Annotated in this window: 15 protein-coding genes; 11 read left to right on the top strand and 4 right to left on the bottom strand. The window is 71.6% G+C overall.

The window, feature by feature from the left end:
• Positions 1–11 precede the first annotated feature (11 nt).
• Entirely contained in the window at positions 12–1,322 is a 1,311-nt protein-coding gene (locus tag BLT21_RS00140; protein WP_091497176.1) for a glutamyl-tRNA reductase, read from the top strand.
• The gene (locus BLT21_RS00135; protein WP_091497173.1) at positions 1,319–2,296 is read left to right on the top strand and encodes a LacI family DNA-binding transcriptional regulator; all 978 of its coding nucleotides are present in this window, start codon (positions 1,319–1,321) and stop codon (positions 2,294–2,296) included. The genes BLT21_RS00140 and BLT21_RS00135 overlap by 4 nt, the downstream gene beginning before the upstream one ends.
• Positions 2,297–2,300: 4 nt before the next feature.
• Here the strand turns inward: BLT21_RS00135 and BLT21_RS00130 are convergent, their stop codons facing one another.
• From BLT21_RS00130 to BLT21_RS00120, 3 genes are all read right to left on the bottom strand, one after another.
• Complete coding sequence (locus tag BLT21_RS00130; protein WP_371113410.1) at positions 2,301–3,167, bottom strand: TatD family hydrolase; 867 nt, start codon at positions 3,165–3,167, stop codon at positions 2,301–2,303.
• Between the two features lie 75 nt (positions 3,168–3,242).
• Positions 3,243–4,811, bottom strand: coding sequence for a methionine--tRNA ligase (gene metG / locus BLT21_RS00125; protein ID WP_091497165.1), 1,569 nt, complete (start codon positions 4,809–4,811; stop codon positions 3,243–3,245).
• Between the two features lie 58 nt (positions 4,812–4,869).
• Entirely contained in the window at positions 4,870–5,886 is a 1,017-nt protein-coding gene (locus BLT21_RS00120; protein ID WP_091497160.1) for a LacI family DNA-binding transcriptional regulator, read from the bottom strand.
• Between the two features lie 198 nt (positions 5,887–6,084).
• Here BLT21_RS00120 and BLT21_RS00115 point away from each other — a divergent pair, with 198 nt between their 5' ends.
• The 5 genes from BLT21_RS00115 to BLT21_RS00095 all read left to right on the top strand — a co-directional run bounded on the left by BLT21_RS00115 (position 6,085) and on the right by BLT21_RS00095 (position 14,606).
• Positions 6,085–8,106 carry a beta-galactosidase gene (locus BLT21_RS00115; protein ID WP_091497157.1) on the top strand — a complete coding sequence of 674 codons (2,022 nt, stop codon included), beginning with the start codon at positions 6,085–6,087 and terminating at the stop codon, positions 8,104–8,106.
• A gap of 145 nt (positions 8,107–8,251) precedes the next feature.
• On the top strand, positions 8,252–9,484 hold the full coding sequence (locus BLT21_RS00110; protein ID WP_091497152.1) for a sugar ABC transporter substrate-binding protein: 1,233 nt from the start codon (positions 8,252–8,254) through the stop codon (positions 9,482–9,484).
• 61 nt (positions 9,485–9,545) lie between these two features.
• The gene (locus BLT21_RS00105; RefSeq protein WP_091497149.1) at positions 9,546–11,174 is read left to right on the top strand and encodes an ABC transporter permease subunit; all 1,629 of its coding nucleotides are present in this window, start codon (positions 9,546–9,548) and stop codon (positions 11,172–11,174) included.
• Complete coding sequence (locus BLT21_RS00100) at positions 11,174–12,067, top strand: sugar ABC transporter permease (RefSeq protein WP_091497145.1); 894 nt, start codon at positions 11,174–11,176, stop codon at positions 12,065–12,067. Before BLT21_RS00105 ends, BLT21_RS00100 begins: the two co-directional genes overlap by 1 nt.
• Positions 12,068–12,209: 142 nt before the next feature.
• Positions 12,210–14,606, top strand: a complete 2,397-nt coding sequence (locus BLT21_RS00095) for a glycosyl hydrolase 53 family protein (RefSeq protein WP_091497141.1) — start codon at positions 12,210–12,212, stop codon at positions 14,604–14,606.
• Positions 14,607–14,692: 86 nt separating this feature from the next.
• Here BLT21_RS00095 and rsmI read toward each other — a convergent pair whose 3' ends face one another.
• Positions 14,693–15,511 carry a 16S rRNA (cytidine(1402)-2'-O)-methyltransferase gene (gene rsmI / locus BLT21_RS00090; protein WP_091497137.1) on the bottom strand — a complete coding sequence of 273 codons (819 nt, stop codon included), beginning with the start codon at positions 15,509–15,511 and terminating at the stop codon, positions 14,693–14,695.
• A 22-nt stretch (positions 15,512–15,533) separates the two neighbouring features.
• Here rsmI and BLT21_RS00085 point away from each other — a divergent pair, with 22 nt between their 5' ends.
• The 4 genes from BLT21_RS00085 to BLT21_RS00070 all read left to right on the top strand — a co-directional run bounded on the left by BLT21_RS00085 (position 15,534) and on the right by BLT21_RS00070 (position 25,433).
• Positions 15,534–17,129: a dolichyl-phosphate-mannose--protein mannosyltransferase gene (locus BLT21_RS00085; RefSeq protein WP_091497133.1), complete on the top strand. Its 1,596-nt coding sequence runs from the start codon at positions 15,534–15,536 to the stop codon at positions 17,127–17,129.
• 33 nt (positions 17,130–17,162) lie between these two features.
• Positions 17,163–18,218 (top strand): FHA domain-containing protein, encoded by a 1,056-nt coding sequence (locus BLT21_RS00080; RefSeq protein WP_091497130.1) that lies wholly within the window; start codon positions 17,163–17,165, stop codon positions 18,216–18,218.
• Between the two features lie 133 nt (positions 18,219–18,351).
• Positions 18,352–19,497 (top strand): serine/threonine-protein kinase, encoded by a 1,146-nt coding sequence (locus tag BLT21_RS00075; RefSeq protein ID WP_371113409.1) that lies wholly within the window; start codon positions 18,352–18,354, stop codon positions 19,495–19,497.
• A gap of 2 nt (positions 19,498–19,499) precedes the next feature.
• Positions 19,500–25,433: an Ig-like domain-containing protein gene (locus BLT21_RS00070; RefSeq protein WP_091497122.1), complete on the top strand. Its 5,934-nt coding sequence runs from the start codon at positions 19,500–19,502 to the stop codon at positions 25,431–25,433.
• Positions 25,434–25,459 lie beyond the last annotated feature (26 nt).

Here is a 25,459-nt window from a genome sequence, read left to right as displayed (position 1 = left end):
TTCTTCCGCACGTGCTCGTCGCTCTCACCGCGCATCAGCGCTCCACGCCGCTCGCTTCACTCGAGCGACTCTCCGTCATCGGAGACGAAGTCGGCACCCGGTTGACAGAGGCCCATGAAGCCATCCAGGGCGCCGTCGTCCTCGCGACGTGCAACCGCTTCGAGGCCTACTTCGACCTGCAGGACGACGCCGACTTCCCCTCGACCATCCCCGCGATGGACGCCGCCATGGAGGAGATCGCGAAACTCAGCGAGCTGCCCTACCGCACCGTCCGCGAGACCGTCGACTTCGCCCACGGCAACAAGGTCGCGCACCACCTCTTCTCCGTCGCATCCGGCCTCGACTCCGTCGCGGTCGGCGAGGACGAGATCGCCGGTCAGGTGCGTCGCGCCCTCGACGACGCGCGCCGGGGCGGACTCACGACCGCGCCGCTCGAGCATCTGTTCCAGCGCGCCACCGAGACCTCGCGTGCCGTCAAGAACAGCACGCGCATCGGCGAGTCGGGACGCTCGCTCGTGCGGCTCGCGCTCGAGCTCGCATCGTCGCGCGTCGCCGACTGGTCGACGGCACGGGTCCTCCTCGTCGGCACGGGACGCTACGCCGCCGCCTCCCTCGCCGCGCTCCGCGACAAGGGCGCCGTCGACGTCCGCGTGCACTCGCGCTCCGGGCGCAGCCGCTTCGCGCAGCGCGAGCACCTGGTCGCCGTCGACGCCGCGCACTACGCCGACGAGGCCGCGGCTGCCGACGTCGTCGTCACGTGCACGACCACGACCGACACGTACGCGCTCACGGCCGCCGAGCACGCCGCGCGCCGAGCCGGTGCCGACCGCACGCAGCTGATCATCGACCTGGGGCTGCCCCGCAACGTCGACCCGGCGCTGCGCGACGTCCCCGACATCGAGCTCCTCGACCTCGAGACCATCCGCATCCACGCCCCCATCGACGAGTTCGCGACGCTCGACGAGGCGCGCGAGATCGTGGCGGGTGCCGCCGCCCGTCATGCGGCCGCACGACGCGTGCACGAGGTCGCACCGTCGGTCGTCGCGATGCGCGGCTACATCACCGGCATCCTCGACGACGAGCTCGAGCGCGCGCACCTCCGCGGCGAATCGCCGCAGGTCGAGGCGGCGCTCCGCCACTTCTCCGGGGTGCTCCTCCATCGCCTCATCGCGCAGGGCCACACCCTCGCCTCCTCCGGCTCGGGGGCGGCGTGGACCGACGCCGTCGGCACCGTCTTCCCGACGGCGCCTCCGAGCGTCGCCGCAGAGCCCCCCGCCGAGCGCGCACCGGGAGCGATCGAGGCGGGAGCCGGCCGGTCATGACCCGACAGGTGACCCTGAAGGACATCGCGCTGCGCGCGGGTGTCTCCACGGCCGCCATCAGTCAGGCCCTCAACGACCGCGGCAGCCTGCGGCCCGAGACCCGCGAGCGCATCAAGGCGATCGCCGCCGAGCTCGGCTACCAGCCCAACAAGTACGCTGCGGCGCTCCGCAGCGGCCGTACGATGTCGGTCGGCTTCGTCGTGCCGCAGGACGCCGAGCTCGACCTCTCGAAACGCGGGGCGTTGCACCGCAGCCGCCACATCGGGGCGCTCGTGAGCGCGGCCGCCGAGCAGGGCTTCACCGTGACCATGCTCCCGGCCGCCCGACCCGACCTGCTCCGCGGCGCGCAGATCGACGTCGTCTACTTCGCCGAGGTCGCCGCCGACGACCTCCTGCTGCACGAGGCCCTGTCGCGCGGCATCCCGGTCGCCACGAACGACCTCCTCATCGACACCGAGCTGTCGATCACGGTGCGCACCGGCTACGACGAAGCCGTCCGCGCCGCGCTCGCGCTGCTCGAGGCCGGCGGCGCGCGCCGCATCGGCTTCCTCGTCGACGACGCGGGCGCGCCGCGCGACGAGATCGGCGAGACCGCCTACCGCGCGTGGAGCACGGTCCGCGGCCGCGACCCGCTCGTCGCCTACGTCGACGCCGAGCACGGGTCGCTCCCCCGCCGTGTCGGGGAGCTGCGCGACGCGGGGGCCGACGCCATCTTCTCGTTCGCCGAGGAGGGCCCGGCCATCTACCTGCAGCTCGAGGAGATGGACTTCGTCATCCCCCGCGACATGCAGTTCGTCACCCTCTGCACGACCGACTGCGCGGTCAACACGCGTCTCGGCGTGACGCACGTGTGCGTGCATCCCGAACTCGCCCCGGCCGCGATGTTCCAGGCGCTCAGCAGCATCCGAGACGCGGCTGCTCCCGACATCGTCGACCTCCCCTGGGAGATCGTGCGCGGCTCGTCGACGCGCTGAGTCGTCAGAACGCGCCGTAGACCTCGAGCGTGTTCGCCGCGACCCGGGCCGACAGCTCGTCGACCTCGAGGCCGAGCTCCGCAGCCAGGAACCGCAGCGTCACGGGGATCAGGTAGGGCGCGTTCGGACGCCCGCGGTGCGGCGCAGGCGTCAGGAACGGCGCGTCGGTCTCGACGAGGATGCGGTCGATCGGCGTCACCGCGAGCGCGTCGCGCAGGTTCTGCGCGTTCTTGAAGGTGACGTTCCCCGCGAAGCTCAGCCAGTATCCTCGGTCGGCCGCCGTGCGCGCCATCTCGGCATCGCCCGAGAAGCAGTGGAACACCGTCCGCTCCGGAGCGCCCACGCGCTCGAGGGTCTCGAGAACGGCGTCGTGCGCGTCGCGGTCGTGGATCTGCATCGCGATGCCGTGCTTCTTGGCGAGCGCGATGTGCGCCTCGAAGCTCGCGAACTGCGCGGGCAGCCCTTCTTCGCCCGTGCGGAAGAAGTCGAGACCGGTCTCGCCGATCGCCCGCACCCGGGGCTGCGCGGCGAGCTCATCGATGACGCCGATCGCCTCGTCGAGCCGCCCGGCCGCGGCGTACAGCGGTGCCTCGTTGGGGTGAACGGCGACGGCGGCGAGGACGCGGGGGTGGGATGCCGCGGCCCACGCCGACCAGCGGGACGACTCGATGTCGCCGCCGGCCTGGACGACGCCGATCACGCCGACCGATGCGGCGAGCTCGAGCTGCTCGTCGAGCGTGCGAGGCTCGTCGCCGTCCTCGATCTCGAGGTGCGTGTGGTTGTCGTACACCGGCACCGCGAGCGGCTCCGGCGCGTCGGGCCAGCGCACATCGCGCGCCGCCTGCGTGCGCTGGCGTACGTACTGCGACACGTCATCCGTCGACTCGCCACGAAGTGGCGGTGTCAGGCCGGCCTGATCCGCATTCGCTGGCGAGTCGACCATGGATCAGGCCGTCTGCTCGACGCGCGGGAAGAGCGGGGCCAGGCTGCTCACCCGCGTGCCCGCCGGCAGGACGCCCCACGACCCGGCCTCGCGCAGCGGCTGCTCCTCGAGGCGCGCGTCGATGCCGAGCGCGGCCCACAACGTGCCGGTCGACGCGGGCATCACCGGCGACAGCAGCACGGCCAGGGCGCGCAGTCCCTCGGCGGCGGTGTACAGGACGGTGTCGAGACGCGCGCGCAGCGCGTCGTCCTTCGCGAGGGCCCACGGCTCGTTCTCCGTGATGTACCCGTTGAGCGCATCGACGATGGTCCAGATGGCGGCGATCGCCTCGTCGGGGCGGAAGCGCTCCATCGCGGCGTCGGCCGCATCGACCGCCGACGCGACGACCCGCTGGATCTCGAGATCGCCCTCGGCGTACTCGGTGGGCGCGGGCACCACGCCCTCGTAGTAGCGCTCGATCATCGCGATCGTGCGGGAGGCGAGGTTGCCGAACCCGTTGGCGAGCTCGGCCTGGTACCGCGCCGAGAGGTCCTCCCACGAGAACGACCCGTCCTGACCGAACGCGATCGCCGAGAGGAAGTAGAAGCGGTAGGCGTCCGACCCGAACACGTCGGTGATCTCGGTCGGGGCGATGCCCGTCAGCTTCGACTTCGACATCTTCTCGCCGCCCACGAGGAGCCATCCGTGCGCGAAGACGCCACGCGGCACCTCGAGACCCGCCGCCATCAGCATCGCCGGCCAGATCACCGCGTGGAACCGCAGGATGTCCTTGCCGACGACGTGGTAGGCCGGCCACCGGCGAGCGAACTCCTCGGGGTCGGTGCCGTAGCCGATCGCGGTCGCGTAATTCAACAGCGCGTCGACCCACACGTAGATGACGTGAGCCGGATCCCACGGCACCGTGATGCCCCAGTCGAACGCCGAACGCGAGATCGACAGATCCTTGAGCCCCGACTTCACGAACGAGACGACCTCGTTGCGCGCCGACTCGGGGCGCACGAAATCGGGAACGGTCCGGTACAGCTCGAGCAGACGGTCCTGGAACTCGCTGAGCTTGAAGAAGTAGTTCTTCTCCTGCAGCAGCTCGAGGGGCTTCGAGTGGATCGCGCAGACCTTGAGCCCCTCGAAGGCGCCGGTGCCGTTGACGATCTCGGCCTCGGGCTTGAACTCCTCGCAGCCGACGCAGTAGAGCGCGGCGTACTCGCCGGCGTAGATGTATCCGCGGTCGAACAGCGTCTGCACGAACACCTTCACGCGCTCCTCGTGGCGCTCCTGGGTCGTGCGGATGAAGTCGTCGTTCGCGACGTCGAGCGTGCGGAGCAGGGGGAACCAGGACTCCTCGACGAGCTTGTCGACCCACTCCTGAGCGGTCACGTTGTTCGCCGCCGCAGCGCGGAGCATCTTCTGTCCATGCTCGTCGGTGCCGGTCAGCATCCAGGTGTCGTCGCCCGCCTGACGGTGCCAGCGCGCGAGCGTGTCGACCGCCACCGTCGTGTACCCGTGCCCGATGTGGGGCAGGTCGCTCGGATAGTAGATCGGCGTGGTGATGTAGAAGCTGCGGCCGTTGCTCACCCCGAGATTCTAGTTCGAGCGCACGACCCGCCGGAGCCGTGTGTCGGGCCGGGCGGGCTCAGGCCGTGTCGCGGACGATGAGCGACGTGGGCAGCACGAGGGGCTCGGGGTCGCCGCCCGCGATGACCTGCAGCACCATGTCGACCATGGCCGAGCTGATCTCGTTCCACGGCTGTCGCATCGTGGTGAGCGGCGGGTCGTGGGTGGCCGCGAGGCCGGAGTCGTCGAAGCCGGCGACGGCGATGTCGTCGGGCACCCGACGTCCGCTGCGGCGGATCGCGGCGATCGCTCCGACCGCCATGACGTCGGATGCGGCGAAGACCGCGTCGATGTCGGGGGCCCGCTCGAGCAGCCGCGTCATGGCGGCGGCACCCGCGTCGCTCGAGTAGACGTCCTGCTCGACGAGGGCAGGATCGAACAGGTCGCCCATCTCGGAGCGGAACCCCGCCAGGCGGTACCGTCCGCCGGGGGTGTCGTCGGGACCCGTGATGACGGCGATCCGCCGGTGCCCGCGGGAGAGGAGATGGCGCGTCATCGTGCGAGCCGACTCCTGCTCGTCGACCGACACCGTCGGCACATGCGCGCGGTCGCCGAGCGGGACGCCGGTGCAGACGGTGGGCACACCGCCCGCGATGAGCGAAGAGAGCAGGGGGTTCGACTCGTGCGACGAGATCAGGAGCACCCCGTCGACGTGGCCCGCTCGCACGTAACGCTCCACGTTGGCACGCTCGGCGGCGGTGTCGGCGATCATCAGCACGAGCGTCATCGAACGCTGTGCGAGGGCCTCCGTCGCGCCGCGCAGCAGCAGGGCGAACGTCGGGTCGGCGAAGAGCAGGTGCTGCGGCTCGGTGAGGAGGAACGCGAGCGAGTTCGAGCGACCGGTCGCGAGGCTGCGGGCGGCGTGGTTCGCGGTGTAGCCGGTCTCGCGGATCGCGCGATCCACGGCGTCGCGGGCCTCGGGAGAGACCCAGTGGCCACCGTTGATGACCCGCGAGACGGTTCCGTGCGACACGCCGGCGGCAGCCGCGACGTCGCGGATGGTCGGTCTGCGCGACGCGCCGGTGGAGCCGTTCACGACGGCGAGCCTACTCTGCGGCCGTGGTCCCCCCGACACGAGCGGCGCCGACGCGCCGAGGCTGGCAGACCGGGTTGGGACCGGTCACAGTTCGATAACGACGCGTGTCCGGGATCGAGCGCTCGCTTAGAGTGATGCCACACCCTGTGACCGGTCACAGTACGACCGGGTGCACCGAGAGACACGAGGACGCGTTTCATGCCTGCGAGCGTTTGGCCGGCCATCGACGGGATCGCCTACGGCGGCGACTACAACCCGGAGCAGTGGCCCCGGGAGGTGTGGCGCGACGACGTCCGCCTCATGCGCGAGGCGGGTGTCAATCTCGTCAGCGTCGGCATCTTCTCGTGGGCCCTCATCGAGACGAGCGAGGGCGTGTTCGACTTCGCGTGGCTCGACGAGATCATCGGCCTGCTCCACGAGAACGGCATCGCGGTCGACCTGGGGACGCCCACGGCCTCGCCGCCCGCCTGGTTCTTCGCCGCGCACCCCGACGCGCGTGCGGTCAACCGCGACGGTGTGGTCATGGGCTTCGGCTCGCGAGGCATGGCCTCGCACTCCGCCCCCGCGTACCGCGACGCCGCCGTCCGCATCGCCGCCACGCTCGCTGAGCGTTACGCCGATCACCCGGGCGTCGTGATGTGGCACGTCCACAACGAGTACGGCGTGCCCGTGGGCGAGGACTATTCCGCCCACTCCCAGCGCGCATGGCGCATCTGGCTGCAGGAGAAGTACGGATCGCTCGAGGCGCTCAACGCCGCCTGGGGCACCGCGTTCTGGGGGCAGCACTACGGCCAGTGGGAGCACGTCGGTGTCCCCGCCGCCGCCCCGTCGGTCGTCAACCCCGCTCAGCGGCTCGACTTCGCACGGTTCACCGATTCCCAGCTGCGCGCCTGCTTCGTCGCCGAGCGAGACGCCATCCGCCGGTTCTCGTCTCTGCCCGTCACGACGAACTTCATGGCCAACCAGCACCACGGCTGCGACCTGTGGGCCTGGGCCCGCGAGGTCGACATCGTCTCGGACGACCACTACCTGTGGGCAGCCGACACCGAGGGCGAGATCGGCCTCTCGATCGCTGCCGACCTGTCACGCTCGGTGGGCGGCGGCGCGCCCTGGATCCTCATGGAGCACTCCACCTCGGCCGTGAACTGGCAGCCGCGCAACGTCGCCAAGCGGCCCGGCGAGATGGCGCGGAACTCGCTCGCGCACCTCGGCCGCGGCGCCGACGGCATCCTCTTCTTCCAGTGGCGGGCCGGCCGCTCGGGCGCCGAGAAGTTCCACTCCGCGATGCTCCCCCATGCCGGCGCGGACTCCCGCGTCTTCCGCGAGGTCGTCGACCTGGGCGCGAAGCTCGACCGTCTGGGCGAGGTGCGGGGCGCGCGCGTGCAGGCCGACGTCGCGATCCTCTGGGACTTCGAGTCGTTCTGGGCGCAGGATCTGGAATGGCGCCCGTCCGAGGACGTCTCGCACGACGAGCGCATCCGGGCGTTCTACGAGCGGCTGTGGCGCGACAACATCACGGTCGACTTCGCCCTGCCGGGCCACGACCTCTCGGGCTATCGCCTCGTGATCGCGCCCGCGCAGTACCTCCTGCGCCAGGCCGACGCCGACAACCTCAACCGTTACGTCGAGAACGGCGGCACGCTCGTCGTGTCGTTCTTCTCCGCCGTCGTCGACGAGAACGACGCGGTGCACCCCGGCGGCTTCGGCGCTCCACTCGAGCCGGCGCTCGGCGTGCGCATCGAGGAGCACCTGCCGCTGCGCGCCGGCGACACGACCTCGATCTCGTTCGGCGGCGATGAGCTCCGCGCCGATGTCTGGCACGAGCACCTCGTCCTCACCGACGCCGAAGCTCGCGCGACCTACGTCGACGGCCCCGGGGCCGGGATGCCCGCGGTGACCCGCAAGCGACACGGCCGCGGCACCGGCTGGTACATCAGCACCCGCCCGGATGCCGCAGGACTGGCTGCGATCCTCACCGAGGTCTATGCCGACGCGGGCCTCGTCCCGCTCGACGCGCCGGCCGGCCTCGAGGTCGTCCGGCGGGCGGGCGAGACCGATGACTTCGTCGTCGTGATCAACCACGCCACGACGGACGCACGACTCGCCCTCGACGGCGTCGACCTGGTGACAGGCCGGACCGTCGCGGGCACGCTGGAGGTGTGCGCGGGCGACGTCGCCGTCGTCCGCGCACCGCGCACAGCACCCGGGAGCGGTCGGTGACCGCCCCCGACATCGAGAGACAGCCGACGTCTCTCGGCGAGCACTGAGAAAACGCCGTCGCCATCCGGGGACGGCATCCACACCGGTCGTGACGGAGCGACCTCGCGAGAGGCCCTTCCGTCCGACCATTTCGGAAGGAAGATCCATGCGCAAGATCGGGACCGGATTCGTCGCCATCGCGGCGACCACCGTCCTGCTCGCCGGTTGCTCCGGCAGCAGCACCCCCAGCGAGGGCGGCGACGCCGACAGCGGTTCGGGAGCCTCGCTCGTCGTCTGGACCGACGCGAACCGCGCGCCGGCCATCGAGGCCGCCGCCGAGGCGTTCGAGGAGGAGACCGGCACCAAGATCGAGCTGGTCCAGAAGAACTTCGAGGACATCCGCAACGACTTCATCAACCAGGTGCCCACAGGCGAGGGCCCCGACATCACCGTCGGTGCGCACGACTTCCTCGGCTCGTTCGTGTCGGCCGGTGTCGTCGACACGATCGACCTCGGCGACAAGGCCGACCAGATCGAGCAGGTCGCGCTCGACGCCTTCACCTACGACGGCCAGCTCTACGGCTTCCCCTACGCTCTCGAGACCATCGCCCTCGTCCAGAACACCGACCTCGTCGGCGAAGACGCCCCGACGTCGTGGGACGACATGATCGCGCGCGCTCAGGCCGCAGGCGCCGAGCGTCCGATCGTCGTCAACACCGCGGGCCAGAAGGGCGACGCGTACACGATGTACGGCTTCCAGACGTCCTTCGGCGCTCCGGTGTTCGTGCAGGACGCGTCGGGCTCGTACACGACGGAGGTCGGCATGGGCGGCGCCGGCGGCGAGGCGTTCGCGACCTGGCTCGGCGCTCACGGCGAGGCCGGCTCGGGCGATATCTCGACGACGATCGACTACGACACGAACAACGAGCTGTTCGCCGCGGGCACCGCCGCCTACACCGTGCAGGGCCCGTGGGCCATCGAGGCGCTCACCGCCAACGGCGTGAACGTCAAGGTCAACCCGATCCCGTCCGCCGGTGGCGAGACCGCCGCGCCGTTCGTCGGCGTGCAGGGCTTCTACATCAGCTCGGAGAGCGCGAACAAGCTGCTCGCGCAGGAGTTCCTCACCACCTACCTCGCGACCGACGACGCACAGCGCGCCCTCTACGAGGCCGACCCCCGTCTGCCCGCGTGGAAGACGGTCGCGGCCGAGGTGTCGTCGGACCCGGTCGTCGCGGGCTTCCTGGCCTCCGCGGCCAACGGCGTGCCCCAGCCGTCGATCCCCGAGATGGGATCGGTGTGGGACCTCTGGAACGCCGCACAGGTGCAGATCATCAAGGGCGGCGAGCCCGTCGGCACCTGGAACACCATGGTGACCGACGTCCAGGCCGCGATCGGCTGACCCCCTCCGGGGGCGGAGTGACATGCTCCGCCCCCGGACCCCTCTCGTGAAGGAGATGCACATGTCGGTCCCCCAGGGAACCGTGAGCGAGAGCGCACCGCCGCCCCGCACCCCCGCGCGATCGCGGCAGGCCGAACCCCACGGCCGTCGCTGGTCGGGCCTCGGCTGGGGCTTCGTCGTGAAGCTCGTTCTGATGGCCATCGTCAACGCATTCGGACTGATGGGCATCTTCGCCGCGGTCCAGGCCGAGTCGTGGGTCATCGCGACTGCCGCGGCCGTCCTGCTGATCGCCGCCGACGTCGTCTACTTCACCAAGCGCGCCCTACCCCTGAAGTACCTGCTGCCCGGGCTGGCGTTCCTGCTCGTCTTCCAGGTCTTCATCTTCGGCTACACGGCGTACATCGCCTTCACGAACTACGGCGCCGGACACGTCGGCTCGCAGGACCAGGCTGTCGCTGCCGCCCTCGCGCAAGGCGAGCGCCGCATCGACACGTCGCCCTCCTACCCGCTCTCGGTCGTCGAGCGCGGCGGTGAGTACGGCTTCGCGATCGTCGACGACGGCGAGATCAAGGCCGGCTCGGCCGAGCAGCCGCTCGAGGTCGTCGGCGACGCCGCCGCGTCGGGCGCACCGACCGAGGTGCCGGGATGGAACGTCGTGCCGCGCGGCACCTTCCTCGGCGACACCGCGTTGCAGCAGCAGGTCGTCGAACTGCGCGTGCCGGTGTCGGACGACCCGAACGAGGGCTCGATCCGCACGCGCGACGGCTCGACCGGAGCCGTCTACCTGTCGACGCTGACCTGGGATGCCGACGCGCAGACCATCACCGACACGGCATCCGGGGCCGTCTACACCGCGACCGACGACGGACGATTCGTCGCGGCCGACGGGGCGGCGCTCCCCACGGGGTGGGTCGTCAACGTCGGGTTCGACAACTTCCTGCGCCTCGTCACCGACCCGGGCCTGCTCGAGCCGCTCGCGCTCGTCACCCTGTGGACCTTCGTCTGGGCGGCATTGTCGGTGCTGATCCCGTTCGCGATGGGACTCGTCGTCGCCTTGATCTTCAACGACCCGCGAGTCAAGGGCCGCAAGGTCCTGCGGACGCTGTTCATCCTCCCGTACGCCTTCCCCGCGTTCATGTCGGCGCTGCTGTTCAGGGGCATGTTCAATGCCGAGTTCGGCGTGATCAACGAATTCTTCTTCGGCGGCGCGAACATCGACTGGCTCGGCGATCCCTGGCTCGCGCGCGTCGCGGTGCTGTTCGTCAACGTCTGGCTCACCTACCCGTACTACTTCCTGGTGTGCACGGGGGCGCTGCAGGCGCTGCCATCCGACACCCTCGAGGCCGCGTCGATCGACGGCGCGGGGCGCTTCCGCCAGTTCCGCGCGATCGTCCTGCCCCTCGTCCTCGTCGCGACCGCACCGCTGCTCATCTCGTCGTTCGCGTTCAGCTTCAACAACTTCACCGTCATCTACATGTTCAACAGCGGCGGGCCGGCGATCCCCGGCGCGCCCTACGCGCTCGGGGCCACCGACATCCTGATCTCCGCGATCTGGGACATCTCGGGAGTCTCGGGAGGTGCCGCCGACTACGGTCTCGCGAGCGCCCTGTCGATCCTCGTCTTCATCGTGGTCGGCGCGATCTCCGCACTGGCGTTCCGCCAGACCCGCAAGCTGGAGGAGTACCAGTGATGTCTGCAACCACCACCGTCGCCACCCCGCCCAGCCGCGTCGGCGCTCGCCGTCGCCGGTGGCTGCTCGAGGTCGGCTGGAAGTACCTCGTCGCGCTCGTCATCCTCTTCTACGCGATGTTCCCGCTGCTCCACGTCGTTTCGGCCGCGCTCAATCCGCGCGGCAGCCTCGCGGCCAGCAACCAGCTGTTCGGGGTCTTCGACCTCGCGAACTTCGCTTCGCTCGGCGGCACGTCGTACTGGACCTGGTACGGCAACACGCTCATCGTCAGCGGCGCGTCCGCCGTCGGCGCCGTACTGATGGGCGCTGCGGCCGCCTATGCCTTCTCGCGGTTCCGCTTCCGCGGCCGCCGCCCCGGCTTGACCGCACTGCTCATCATCCAGATGTTCCCGCAGGCGCTCGCGTTCGTGGCGATCTTCCTCATGCTCCTGGCACTCGGCGAGGTCTTCCCGGTGCTCGGGCTGAACTCGAAGATCGCACTGATCTGCGTCTACCTCGGCGGTGCGCTCGGGGTGAACACGTTCCTCATGTACGGGTTCTTCAACACGATCCCGATGGAGCTCGACGAGTCGGCCAAGATCGACGGCGCGACCCACGCCCAGGTGTTCTGGCGCATCATCATGCCCCTCGTGACGCCGATCCTCGCCGTCGTGGCCCTGCTGGCGTTCATCGCCTCGTTCGGCGACTACATCATCTCGAAGATCGTGCTGGTCTCGCAGGACAACTGGACCCTCGCGGTCGGGATGTTCCAGTGGGTGTCGAACCAGCTCGCGAGCAACTGGGGGCTGTTCGCCGCGGGGGCTGTGCTCGCATCGCTCCCCGTGCTCGCACTGTTCCTCGGCCTCCAGCGGTACATCATCGGCGGACTCACCGCCGGCTCCGTGAAGGGCTGAACGCCCGGCCGAGCGGGCCCTCGGTCCGCCCGCCGACATCACACCCTCTCGTCGAGAGGGCACCGTCCCCGGCACGTCCTCGCCGGGACCGCACACCTTCGCTCGCCCGCGGAGGCATCACCGACCCTCGAAGGAGAGGCTCATGTCCCGAACGATCCCGCGCCTGGCGGCCGCCGTCACCGCGACGACGCTCGCCCTGGGTGCGCTCGCCCTCCCGGGTGCCGCAGCGGCGGCCGCCGACACACCGTCGCCCGTCGACAGCACCATCACCGTCCCGCGCATCGAGAACCTGCCCGACGACTTCATCGGCGGCGTGGATGTGTCGTCGGTGCTGTCGCTCGAGCAGTCGGGTGTCGTCTTCCGCGACGCGAGCGGCACCCCCGGCGACCTGTTCGCGATCCTGAGCGACGCCGGTGTCACCGACATCCGCATCCGTGTCTGGAACGACCCGTTCGACGCCGCCGGCAACGGATACGGCGGCGGAGACGTCGACGTCACCCGCGCGGTTGAGATCGGTCGGCGGGCGACCGCGGCGGGCCTGGGGGTGCTCGTCGACTTCCACTACTCCGACTTCTGGGCCGATCCGGCCAAGCAGCAGGCACCGAAGGCGTGGGAGGGAATGTCGGTCGACGAGAAGGCCGTCGCGACGGGCGAGTTCACCCGCGACGCCCTCCTGCGATTCCGCGATGCCGGTGTCGACGTCGAGATGGTGCAGGTCGGCAACGAGACGAACGGCGGCGTCGCCGGCGTGCGCGGCTGGGACGACATGGCCGAGATCTTCGATGCTGGCTCCGCCGCGATCCGCGAGGTGCTGCCCGAGGCCCTCGTCGTGCTGCATTTCACCAACCCCGAGCGCGACGGGTTCTACGCGGGCGTCGCGCGCGAGCTCGACGCCCGCGACGTCGACTACGACGTCTTCGCGTCGTCGTACTACCCCTTCTGGCACGGGTCGCCCGAGAACCTGACCTCCGTGCTGTCCGACATCGCCACGACCTACGACAAGAAGGTGCTCGTCGCCGAGACGTCGTGGGCCTACACGCTCGAGGACGGCGACGGGCACCCGAACGTCGTCAAGACCCCCGCGGATGCCGAGCGCTACCCCGTGAGCGTGCAGGGCCAGGCGACCGCGTTCCGCGACGTCGCACAGGCCGTCGCCGACGTGGGCGACGCCGCACTGGGCCTCTTCTACTGGGAGCCCGCGTGGCTGCCCGTGGGCCCGCCGGACCGGCTCGAGGCCAACCGGGCGCTCTGGGAGCGCGACGGCTCGGGCTGGGCATCGAGCTACGCGGGCGAGTACGACGCCGAGGACGCCGGCGAATGGTTCGGCGGCTCGGCATGGGACAACCAGGCCCTCTTCGACCACGACGGCTCGCCCCTCGCCTCGCTCGACGTGTTCTCGTACATCCGCACGGGCGCCGTCGCACCGCGCACCGTCAGCGACGTCGAGAGGCTGTCGCTCACGATCGAGGAGGGCCAGCCGGTCGACCTGGCCCCGAGCGTCGCCGTCTCGTACAGCGACGGCACGACGGAGCAGCACGACGTCGTCTGGACGCCGGGTACGGATGCCGTCCAGGGCGTCGGGGTCTACACCTTCGCGGGGACGACGGCGTCGGGACTGTCCACGACCGCGACCGTCACGGTGGTCGGCCGCAATCTGCTCGGCAACGGCGGCTTCGAGGACGCCGACACGTCGATGTGGCAGGCCGGCGGCGACGGGATGACCGTGCGGACGGCAGACGACCCGCGATCCGGCGCCTACGCCACTCACTTCTACGCCGACGAGCCGTACACGTTCTCCCTCGAGCAGGAGGTGACGGCGCCCGAGGCCGGGTTCTACACGGCGACGGCAGCCCTGCAGGGAGGCGCGGGAGGCACGGACGGACACGTGCGGTTGACGCTCGCCAACCTCGGCCACGGAGACGACGACTCCGCCCGCGGCACCGCCTCGGTCGACTTCGGACTCGACGGCTGGCGCGCGTGGTCTACGCCGGTCACCGACAGCGTGTTCGCCGCTGCGGGCGACCGTCTCTCGGTAGGCGTCGCCGCCGACCTCCCCGCCGGCGCCTGGGGGACGTTCGACGACGTCGCCCTGGTCCGCGCGGCGCCGGCTGCCGACGCGACGGCCCTGACCGCCGCTGCGGAACGAGCCGATGCCCTCGATCGGACGCTGTACACCCCGGCATCCCTCACCGCGGTCGATGCCGCGCTCGGCATTGCGCGTGCCGTGCTGGCCGAACCCGCCACGGCGCAGGGAGACGTCGACGCGGCCGCGACCGCGCTCGTCGCGGCCCTCGACGCCCTCGTCGCCGTCCCGCCCGGCACCGAATCGCCGACCGCACCGGAGCCCGGCACGTCGGTCCCGCCCGCGGGCGGCGACCCGGCGGCGGCACCCGGGTCGCCGTCGGCCTCGGGGTCCGGCGCTCTCGCTTCCTCCGGCGGCGCGGCCCCCGTCGCCGCGCTGGCGCTCGGCGGTCTGCTGGTCGCGCTCGGCGCGACGGTGCTCACCGTCCGCCGCCTCGTGCGCAGCCAGCGCGCGTGACCCGGCGAGGACGCACCCTGCTCGCGAGAATGCACCGGGAACGGTGCGTCCTCGCGGCGGCGGTGCGTCCTCGCGGCGGCGGCCCGCTAACGTCGAGCAGCCAACGCGGCCTGGTACAGGTCGCGGGACGACAGCCCCGTCGCGGCGGAGACCTCGGCGGCGGCGTCCTTCAACCGGATGCCGTCGGCGACGAGGCGCTGCACCTGCGCCAGTGCATCGTCGGGGTCGGTTCCACGGGCGTCAGCGCCCTCGATCACGACGACGATCTCGCCGCGCACGCCTTCCGCCGCCCACGCCGCCAGCTCGGCGAGCGTGCCGCGCGCGACCTCCTCGTGCAGCTTCGTCAGCTCGCGGCAGACGGCGGCGCGGCGGTCGGGGCCGAAGGTGTCGGCCATCGCCGCCAGAACCTCGGCGATACGCGAGGGCGCCTCGAAGAAGACGAGCGTGCGCTGCTCGGCAGCGAGCTGTGCGAAGAGCCGGCGGCGCTCCCCCGGCTTGCGCGGCGGGAAGCCCTCGAAGGCGAATCGATCGGTGGGCAGGCCCGAGACGGCGAGCGCGGCGAGGACGGCGCTCGGCCCGGGCAGCACGGTCACGGTCACACCAGCGGCGGCGGCGGCCGCGACGAGGCCGAACCCGGGGTCGCTCACCGTGGGCATGCCGGCGTCGCTGAGCACGAGGACATCCTCGGTACGGGCGCGCTCCACGAGCTCATCCGCGCGCTGCTTCTCGTTGTGGTCGTGCAGCGCGATCAGGCGCGGACGATTGTCGACCCCGAGCGCCTGCAGTAATCGCTGCGTGGTGCGCGTGTCCTCGGCGGCGATCGTGGTCGCCTGCTCGAGGGCGGTGACGAGCCTCGCGGTGGCGTCGCCGAGGTTCCCGATGGGCGTCGCGGCGAGGATGATCACCGCCCCAGCATAGGCTGGCGGCGTGACGACGACCGCTGAGGTGCCGGCGCCTGCAGCGCGCGCGACGACGCTGCTCGACCGATGGCATGCGCGTGCGACCGCCGACCCCGCGCTCGCCCGGCGCGCGGCATGGATCGCACCGCTGGTGATCACGCTGCTGGCGGCCGTCCTGCGGATGTGGAACCTCGCGCACCCGCACGCCGTCGTGTTCGACGAGACGTATTACGTCAAGGACGCGTGGAGCCAGTGGGTGCTCGGCTACGCGGCGACCTGGCCCGATGGAGCCGACGAGCGGTTCCTGGCGGGCGAGACCGACATCTTCACCACGACCGGCAGCTTCGTCGTGCATCCCCCGTTGGGGAAGTACCTCATCGCCCTGCCGATGGCGCTCTTCGGCGCGGACTCGACGTTCGCCTGGCGACTCGGCACGGCGATCGCGGGCACGGCGTGCGTGCTAGTGCTCTACCTCGTGGCCCGCAGCCTGACCCGTTCGACCGTGTTCGCCTCGCTCGCCTCGGGTCTGCTCGCGATCGACGGCTTGGGAATCGTGATGAGCAGGGTCGCCCTCCTCGACATCTTCCTCACGCTCTTCACCCTGCTCGCGTTCTGGTTCGTCGTCCTCGACCGGCGACGGCACCGCATCGTGCTCGCCGAGCGCACCGCGGCCCGATGGGACGACGCGGGCGCTCCCGCCTGGGGGCCGGTGCTGTGGAACCGCCCCTGGGTCGTCGCCGCGGGGGCGGCCGCCGGAGCCGCGACGGCCGTGAAGTGGTCGGGCGTGTGGGTCCTCGCGACGATCGGCATCTATCTCGTCGTCAGCGACGCCCTCGCGCGCCGTCGTGCCGGCATCCTCTTCTGGCCCGCCGATGCGGCAGCCCGCCAGGGCGTGGTGTCGTTCCTGCTGCTGGTTCCCGTGGCGCTCGGCGTCTACCTCGCCTCGTGGGCCGGCTGGTTCGCGACGGATGGCGGGTACGACCGTCATGCCGCAGATGCCGCCCCGGCGACGGGCATCTGGTCGTGGGTGCCGCTCTCGCTGCAGAGCCTGTGGCGGTACCACGAGTCGATGTACGGCTCGACGGCCGCGATGTCGACGCCTCACGCCTACGCGAGCCCCGCAGCGCAGTGGCCGCTGCTGCTGCGGCCGACGTCGATGTACGCCGGCAGCACGCCGGCCGGCACGGGCTCGTGCACCGACCCGAACGGGTGCTGGGAGATCTTGTACAGCATGCCGAACCCGGTGGTGTGGTGGGCCGGCGTCGCCGCTGCGCTGTACCTCGTCTACCTGTTCGTGCGTACGCGCGACGGCGCCTACGCGATCGTCCTCACCGGCATCGTGGCCACGTACACCCCGTGGCTGCTGTTCCCCGAGCGCACGATCTTCCAGTTCTACACGGTGCTGATCCAGCCCTTCCTGCTGCTCGCCCTCGTGTTCGTCATCCGTTCCGCCGTGCGCTCCGCCCGAGAGGCGGGCTCGCGTGTCCGCACTGTGGAGGGCGCCGTGATCGGCTTCCTGGCGCTCGTCGTCGTCCTCGCCGTCTTCTGGTTCCCCCTGTGGTCGGCGATCTCCGTGCCCTACGAGTACTACCGCCTGCACAACTGGCTGCCCGGTTGGGTCTGATGCGTCGCCGGCACGGCGCCGTAGGCTAGGCGCGTGTTCCGCTATCCCACGACCGACGGCCCCGGAGGCGGGTTCGCGATGGTGACGGACCGGTTCGCCCTGCTGATCGGGGAGACGGCGGGCGACGCGCTCGCGACCGCGGCCTGGGAGGCCATGACGGCCCCGGATGCCGCCTTCGACGACGTTCTGTCGGTGATCGCAGCGGCCGGCATCGGCTCGCTCCCCGACTTCGCGCTCGTCGAACTCGTCGACGCCGCCTCGAGCTCCGTCTCGGTCGCGGTGCGCGGCTCGGCGACGATCGACCTGCACGGTCCGCAGCGCAGCACCTACGCCGGGAGAGGCGCGGGCACCTGGGTCGAGGGCTCCGCTCAGCACGTCGGCGGCATCTCGCTGGCGCTGACCACGGTTCCGGACTCGTCGGTGCTTCCGCTCGGACGTGGCATCGTCCGAGCGGATGCCCTCCGCTGGGGGCTCACCGGCGAGAGGGAGCGGAGCCGGCGGCGGTCCGCGCACACCGGCGCAGGAGACGTGTCGCACGCGTCGCCGGACCCCGTCACCGAGTCGCCGGCCGAGCGCGCTGCCCTGGAGACCATCTCGATCGACCGCGCGGCGCTCGCCGAGGTGGTCGGCCCGCGCCGGCGATCGCGCCAGAGCTCCGCTCCGCTCGAGGCGGAGGCTGGCACGCCCGACGTCGACGACCGAACGATGCTCGGCGCTCGGCGCAGCGGCGGCGGGGTCACGGACGCTCCCGCCGAGCGCCGGTACGTGCTCCGGCTCGACCCCGGCGAAGAGCTGGCCCTCGACCGCCCGATCGTGCTCGGCCGGTCTCCGCGGGCCGACCGGCATCCCGGCGTCCGCGTCGTGAGCGTCAGCTCGCCGCGCAAGGAGGTGTCCGGCACGCACGTCCAGGTCCGCCTCGACGGCGACGTGCTCGAAGTCCGTGACCTCGACTCGACGAACGGCACGATCATCCGCGATCCCGCCGGCGAGGCGGTGCTGCTCCGCGGCGGTGCCGTGACGAGCGTCGCCCCGGGTACGGTGCTCGACCTCGGCGACGGCGTCACAGCGACCTTCGAGTCCCGCTCGTGACGGCGTGGTGACGACGCGGTGACGGCGCGCGAGCGATTTCTCGGCCCCGGGTCTGTGTGTTAGAAAAATCTCACTGGATACGGACTCCGGGGGACCCGCTGATCGTGCCCCCGTCGACAGGGGGTGCATGACTGTGGCGTCGAGACTCCCCTCCGCGCCGCCCGGCCTCGCCGGCTTCACCTATGTCCGCCCCCTGGGCACCGGCGGCTTCGCCGATGTCTTCCTGTTCGAGCAGAACCTGCCCCGACGCCCCGTGGCGGTGAAGGTGCTGCTCGAGGACATCGTCGACGACAGTCTGCTGCGCATGTTCAACGCCGAGGCCGATGTCATGGCGCGGTTGAGCTCGCACCCCTCGATCCTCACGATCTACGAGGCCTCCATCTCGTCGGACGGCCGGCCGTACATCGTGATGGAGTACTGCCCCACGTCGCTGACGAATCGCTACCGCCGCGAAGTCATCCCGGTCGCCGAGGTGCTGCAGCTCGGGGTGAAGATCGCGTCGGCGCTCGAGACGGCCCACCGCTCGGGCCTGCTGCATCGCGACATCAAGCCATCGAACATCCTGATCACGACCTTCGGAACCCCCGTGCTGTCGGACTTCGGCATCGCCGCGGCGATCACGGGGCGCGCCGACGGCGACGAGGTGTTCGCCATGTCGGTGCCCTGGAGCGCGCCCGAGATCGTCGACGAGCGGATCTCCGGTTCCGTCGCGGCCGAGGTGTGGGCGCTCGGGGCGACGCTCTACTCGCTGCTCGCCGGCCGCAGCCCCTTCGAGCGGGCGGGACGCGGCCAGAACACCCGCGAGCAGCTGAAGTCGCGCATCCGCAGAGCCGACTACACACCCGTCGGCCGCGCGGACGTGCCGGATCGACTCGAGCAGGTGCTCGCCCGCGCGATGAGCCGCGACCCCTCGGGGCGGCACGCGACGGCGGTCGAGCTGGCGCACGAGCTGCAGCTCGTGCAGCACGAGCTGCAGCTCCCCCACACCCCGATCGAGGTCGCGGTGGACGAATGGGCGGCGGCGGGCGCGAGCGTGGACTTCGCCGACGACCGGCTGCGCGGCCCCGTCCGACCCGCGGTCGCGTACGAGTCGCGGCGTGCGGCACGCACCCCGCGTGCCGTCGACAGGCGGCCCGACGAGGGCACGATCCTGGCGGGCTCCGAGCCGGAGCGTCGGCTGGGCACCGTCGCCCGGGTCGCCCTCTTCGCCGGTGGCGCCCTCCTGCTGGCCGGACTGGGTGCCGTGACCACGCTGCTCGTCGTCGGCGGGGGCCTCTGATCGTGGCGCGACGCGAACGGCTCCGCCCCCGCGCGCGCCGGAGCACCCTCATCGCCGCCGGTGCCGTCACGGCGCTGCTCGCGTTGACGGTGACCCTCGCGGTCGTGTGGCCCGGCTACGACGCACGGCAGACCCCGCCGGACGACCCCATGGTGTGGGCGCTGCAGAACGGCACCGGCAGCGGGTACGCGCGCGTCAACCTGGAGCTGGGTGAGATCGACACCGTCAAGCAGGTCGACAACGGCACCCGGCTCGCGCAGACCGCCGATCGCCTGTTCGTGTACAGCGACGGGACGTCGCAGTTCTCCGACGTCGACATGGGCCGCCCCGCCGACCTCACGGCAGATGCCGAGGATGTCTTCACCCCGACGCCGCCGGGCACCGTGGATGTCGCGGTCTCGGGTGACGCGCTCGCCTACCGCACCGACGCCGGGACCGTGTTCGGCTCGAGCCTGTCTGGCGGCGGGGAAGCCGTCCCCATCGATCCCTACGCCGACGCGGACGTCGCGGACGGCGCGGAGCGGCCGCGATTCGTCGCCACGGCCGTCGCGGTCGACGCCGCCGGCATCGTCTACGCCTATTCGGCCGCCGAGGGCCGCGTCGTGCGCGCCGAGGCGCTCACCGGACGCATCCTGGGCGACGATCCGGCGCCGGTCGAGGCCGAGCCGGCGCAGCTGAGCGTCGTCGGCACGCGCTGGGTGCTGCTCGACGAGGATGCCGACGAGCTCTGGATCCGCGGACGCGACGAGCCCGTCGCCGCGGGACTGGCAGCGGGCGCCCGGCTGCAGGAGGCCGCCGCCGACGGCGATGCGGCGTACGCCGCCGACGTCGACGGGGTCGTGCGCGTCGACCTCGGCGAGGGAACGGCCGCGCGAGTGCTCGACCGCCCGGGCATCGGCGCGGCTGCGGCGCCCGCGGTGCTCGGATCCGTGGTGCACGCCGCCTGGCTCGGCGACGGCGAGTCGTCGGGTGCACTGTGGTCGAGCGACCGCCCCGACGTCGTCACGCCGCTCGACTACGCCGGCGCCGACATCGGCGACACGGTGGACCCGGCCTTCGTCGGCAACGGAACACGGCTCGCGCTCAACGACCGCCGGTCGGGCTGGGTCTGGACGGTTCCGGACGGCGCGCTCGTCGCGTCGTCGCAGCAGTGGACCCTCGACCGGCAGACCGAGGTCGAGCAGCAGGACGAGGCGACCTCCGAACGCGTGACAGACCCGAAACCGCCCGTCGCCGTCGACGACGCGTTCGGCGTCCGTCCCGGGTCCGTCACGCTGCTCCCGGTCCTGCTGAACGACCACGACCCGAACGACGACGTGCTCAGCATCGACCCCGGATCGCTCGAGAACCTGGACCCGGCGTTCGGCACCGCATCGATCACGGGAGCGCAACAGCAGCTGACGGTCGCAGTGTCGCCGGATGCTGCGGGCACGGCGACCCTGCGATACCGCGTGACCGATGGAACGACCGCCGACGGGCTGCTCTCCGACTACGCGATCGTCACGCTCACCGTCGTCGACGACGAGCAGAACAGTCCGCCGGTGTGGTGCGGCGTCGAGGGATGCCTCGCCACGTGGCCCGCGCTGACCGTCACGCCCGGCGGCACGGTGTCGGCCGAGGTCCTCGGGGGATGGGTCGATCCCGAGGGCGATCCGGTGTTCCTCGCCGGTGCCACCAACGACACCGGGGTGGGAACCGTGACGACGTCGCCCGACGGCACGCTGACCTACCAGCACCCCGATCCCAACGCGACGGAGTCGCTGACGGTGACGATCACGGTGACCGTGTCGGATGCCCGTGGCGCGACCGCCTCGCAGCCGCTGACCGTCACCGTCACCCCGACGCCCGAGCTGACGGCCGAGTCCTTCGCCGTCACGGGCGTCGCCGGCGAACCGCTCGACGTGTCGGTAGCGCCGTTCGTGACCGGCGCGGCCGGGCCGGTCACGCTGACGGGAGTCGTCGCGCTCGACGCGGCGCGCTCGACGGCCGCAGCCAATCCCGCCGCGCTCAGCATGGTCGTCGACGCGTCCGAGCCGGGCTCCTACATCGTCCAGTACAGCGTCCGCGACGAGCTCGCCGAGGCCACCGCCGCGGTGCGCGTGACGTTGCTGGCACCCGAGTCGGCCGTCGTGACCACCCCACCGCTCACGGCCTTCGTGCGGCCGGACGAGGATGCGACGATCGATGTCGCCTCGGCCGTGTCGAATCCCGCCGGTTCCGTTCTGCTGCTGAGCGACATCCGCCCCGAGAGCGACCCGTTCGCGTCGCTCGGCGTCGATCTCGTCGGCCAGAGCCTCATCCGCGTGAGCGGCACGACCGACTCGGGCGAGCCCGGCCGACTCGGCGTGGTGCGGTACACCGTCTCCGACGGCACCGGCACCGCCGCAGCGACCGCGCAGGGCGAGCTGACCGTCGTCCTGCTGCCGGCGGCGAGCGCCGAACCGCCGATCGCCGTCGACGATGCCGTCACGGTCCGGGCGGGCACGCAGATCGACATCCCGGTCCTCGACAACGACACCGCGCCGTCGGGCGCGCCGATCGCCATCGACCCTTCGTCGATCGTCAACGAGACCGGTGGCGGGCTCGCGTTCGCCACGAGCCGGGTCGTGCGGTACCTGGCCCCCGACGAGGCGGGGACCTACGCGTTGACCTACACGATCTTCCGGCTCGGATTCCCCGAGGTCACCGACACGGCACGGGTCACGATCACGGTCGTCGGTGACGAGTCGAACCAGGCGCCGCTGCCGCGGACGCTCGTGGGGCGCGTCCTGAGCGGTCAGTCGACGACCATCCCGCTCGATGGCTACGCCGTCGACCCCGACGGCGATCCGGTCGTGCTCGATCGCATCGTCGAGCAGCCCGAGCAGGGGTCGGCCACGATCTCGGCCGACGGGTCGGCCATCGTCTACACCAGCCCGGACGGCTACAGCGGCCAGGTGCGGTTCGGGTATGCGGTGCGCGATCCGAGCGGCGCGACGGGCACCGCCGACGTCCGGGTGGGGGTGATCGACACCCAGACCGATCCGAGTCCGGTGACCTACAGCGACTACCTGCAGGTGCAGGTCGGTGCCGAGAGCACCGTCGTGGTGCGTCCCGCCGACAACGACATCGACCCGGGCGGCAGCGACCTCGAGCTCATCGACGTCTCGCCCAACGCCCCCCAGGGTTCGGAGGAGTTCGACGCGCTGCGGTCGCTCATCGGACCGATCGACGACGGGGCGGTGACCCTGCGCGCCGGGGAGGTGCTCGGAACGTTCTCGTACACGTACACGGTGCGCAACGAGCAGGGCGATACGGCGATCGGGCTGATCGTCGTGAAGACCGTGCGCGAGCCCGTGCCGGATTATCCCCTCGTGACCGACACCGTTCTCACCCTCGAGGACCGCGACGACTTCCCCCGGGGCGTGGACGTGCTCGACGGTCAGGTCTCGTGGAACACCGGCGACGTGTCGGGGTTGCATCTGTCGCTGTGGGGTGACGGTGCCGACGACCTATCCGTCGACGGCTGGGAGATCTCGGGCGAGCTTCCGGAGCGCTCGCGGCTGATCCCGTTCGAGGTCGCCGGCACCGCGTTCGACGGGTCCGAGGTGACGTCCTACGGCTTCCTGAGGGTGCCGGGCGACGCCGACGTGCGGCTCGCGGTGCGCGACGGGTTCCCGCCGCTGCAGGTCCGCGAGAAGGAGAGCGTCGAGGTCGACCTCGCAGACGCCGTCCGGATCCCCCGCGGCGCGACGCTCGTGATCGATGAGGGCATCCGCACCGGCGGGGCACGCGCGGAAGCGGTCTGCACGGTCGTGTCCGCGACCACGGTGCGCTACACGGCGGGGTCCGGCGCCCCGTGGACCGACAGCTGCATCGTGCCGGCCCGCCTCGACTCGCAGGACGCCCCGACCTACCTGACGCTTCGTGTCGTCGTCGAAGCCGAGATCCCCCAGCCCAGCCTGCGCAGCGCCTCGCTGACCGTGAGCCCCGGCGCGACCCAGACATACGACCTCGCCCAGATGGTGCAGTGGGCGGGCCGGGCCGACTGGCCCTCGCTCCGCTACGACGCGTCGTACGGCGGAGACCAGTTCCGTGTCACGGTCGAGGGCAGCACCGCGACCCTGACGGCCGTCGATACGGCGCGGCCGGGCCGCCAGGAGCCGGTCTCCGTGTCTCTGCCGAGTCATGGAGATGCCGGCCCCGCCAACCTGCTGCTCACGGTCGGGCCCGCACCGTCGACGCTCCCCAAGGGCGGGTCGGCGGTGCAGACGTGCTCGCAGTCCGGCGGCACGACATCGTGCACGATCGAGGTCATCGGGGGCGCCGGCGAAGTCAACCCGCTGCCGGGCACGCCGTTGCGGCTGGTGGGGGCGAGCGGGCCCGGCAACTGCACGGGCGTGTCGTTCTCGCGAGCCAGCGACACCGCGGTGCGTGCCTCGTGGCAGTCGGACGCCCCCGGTGCCGCCGCCTGCACCGGCACGTTCACCGTCGAGGACGCGCAGGGGCGGCAGTCGAGCGGGGCGCGCGACGGCCAGGTCATCCTCGACCTGCAGGGGCTCCCGGCCGATCCGGCGCGGATGGAGTGGACCGCCTACACCGGCGACTCGGTGACCCTCCGCGTCACCGCGGAGGGCGGCTCGTACCCCGCGGTTCAGGGTTACCGCATCACGGCCGACGGCCGCGAGGTTGCCTCGTGCCCGGCGTCCGGGTCCTGCGCGCCGATCTCCGCGCCGGTGGGCGAGAAGATCACCTATGAGGCCCGTGCATACAGCGCCGTCGGCGAGTCGCGCGCCACCGTCCGCGCGCAGGCCTGGGCCTACCGCCCGCCGGCGCAGCCGAGCAGCGCCGCGTTCGAGCCGGTCCCGAGCGGCACGGAGGGCGGAAAGGCGACCGTCACCGTCACCGGCCTCGACGCGACCACCGGCAGCGTGCGGCTCTCGGGCGGCCGCCAGGGCTCCGACACACGTCCCGTCGTGGGCGGGACCGCCACATTCCCCGGCTACGACGTGGGCTCGAACTCGGCCACGACCCTCACCGCGACACCGCTGACCACGTTCGACCTGCCGCCCATCGCCGCCGGGTCGAGCGAAGGCCGATCGATCGACGTCCGCGCGCACGGCGTCGGCGCGCCGCGACTGACGCTGTCCGAGACGAACACGGCCGACTCCGTCACCGTCACCGCCGATGTCGCGCCCAATGGCGACGGCACGCAGGTGCGCATCGGATTCAGCGATCGGTCCGCCGCCGCATGCACTCCGACCGGCTCCGCCGCCAGCCAGCGCTTCGACGCGGAGCCCTTCCAGCAGAAGACGATCTGGGCGTGCGCCGAGAACACCTACGACGGCCGCTCGGGCTTCGGCGTGACCACGGCCGAGATCACGGCACGACCCGTCGGAAGCGTTGGGGCGCCCGCGCGCATGACGTACACGGTCGCCCCGCAGCCCGCGGGAACGACGGCGAACGGCTTCCGCTACGACGCGAGCGGCCTCTCCGATCCCGGTCCGCGACCGTTCGACGACGCCCGCCTGCGGCTCTTCCTCAACGGTGAGCCCCGCGACGTGTTCGCGCCACGCTACAACGCCCCCGACGACCGCTGGACCGCGCGATGGTGCGATTCCTTCCTGGGCGTCGACACCACCTGCTCCGATGCCAGCCCCATCGCGGCCGCCGCGGGCAGCGCCGACTACCCGATCTCCGTCGCGACCGACGATCTACCGACCTGTCGCTCGGACCAGACGGCGCCGGACTGGTCGCCCGCGGGGTTCGGCTCGAACGTCGTCGGCGTGCAGCGAACCGTCGAGGAGGGGCCGCTCGGCGGACCGAGCAGCGTGCAGTGGCGTCTCACCTGGCGCGGCGCCCTCTCGGGGCTCGACCCGCTGACCGTGCGCATCGACTGCCGCCAGATCACCCCCGCACCCACCCCCACACCGACGCCCACCGACGGCACACCCTGACCCGCCGTACGGCGCAGCGAGAGGAC

Source organism: Microbacterium sp. cf332 (genome assembly GCF_900102175.1).
Classification (GTDB): Bacteria; Actinomycetota; Actinomycetes; order Actinomycetales; family Microbacteriaceae; genus Microbacterium.
Note: the sequence above shows the minus strand (reverse complement) of the source record. Positions and strands in the feature narration are given on the sequence as shown.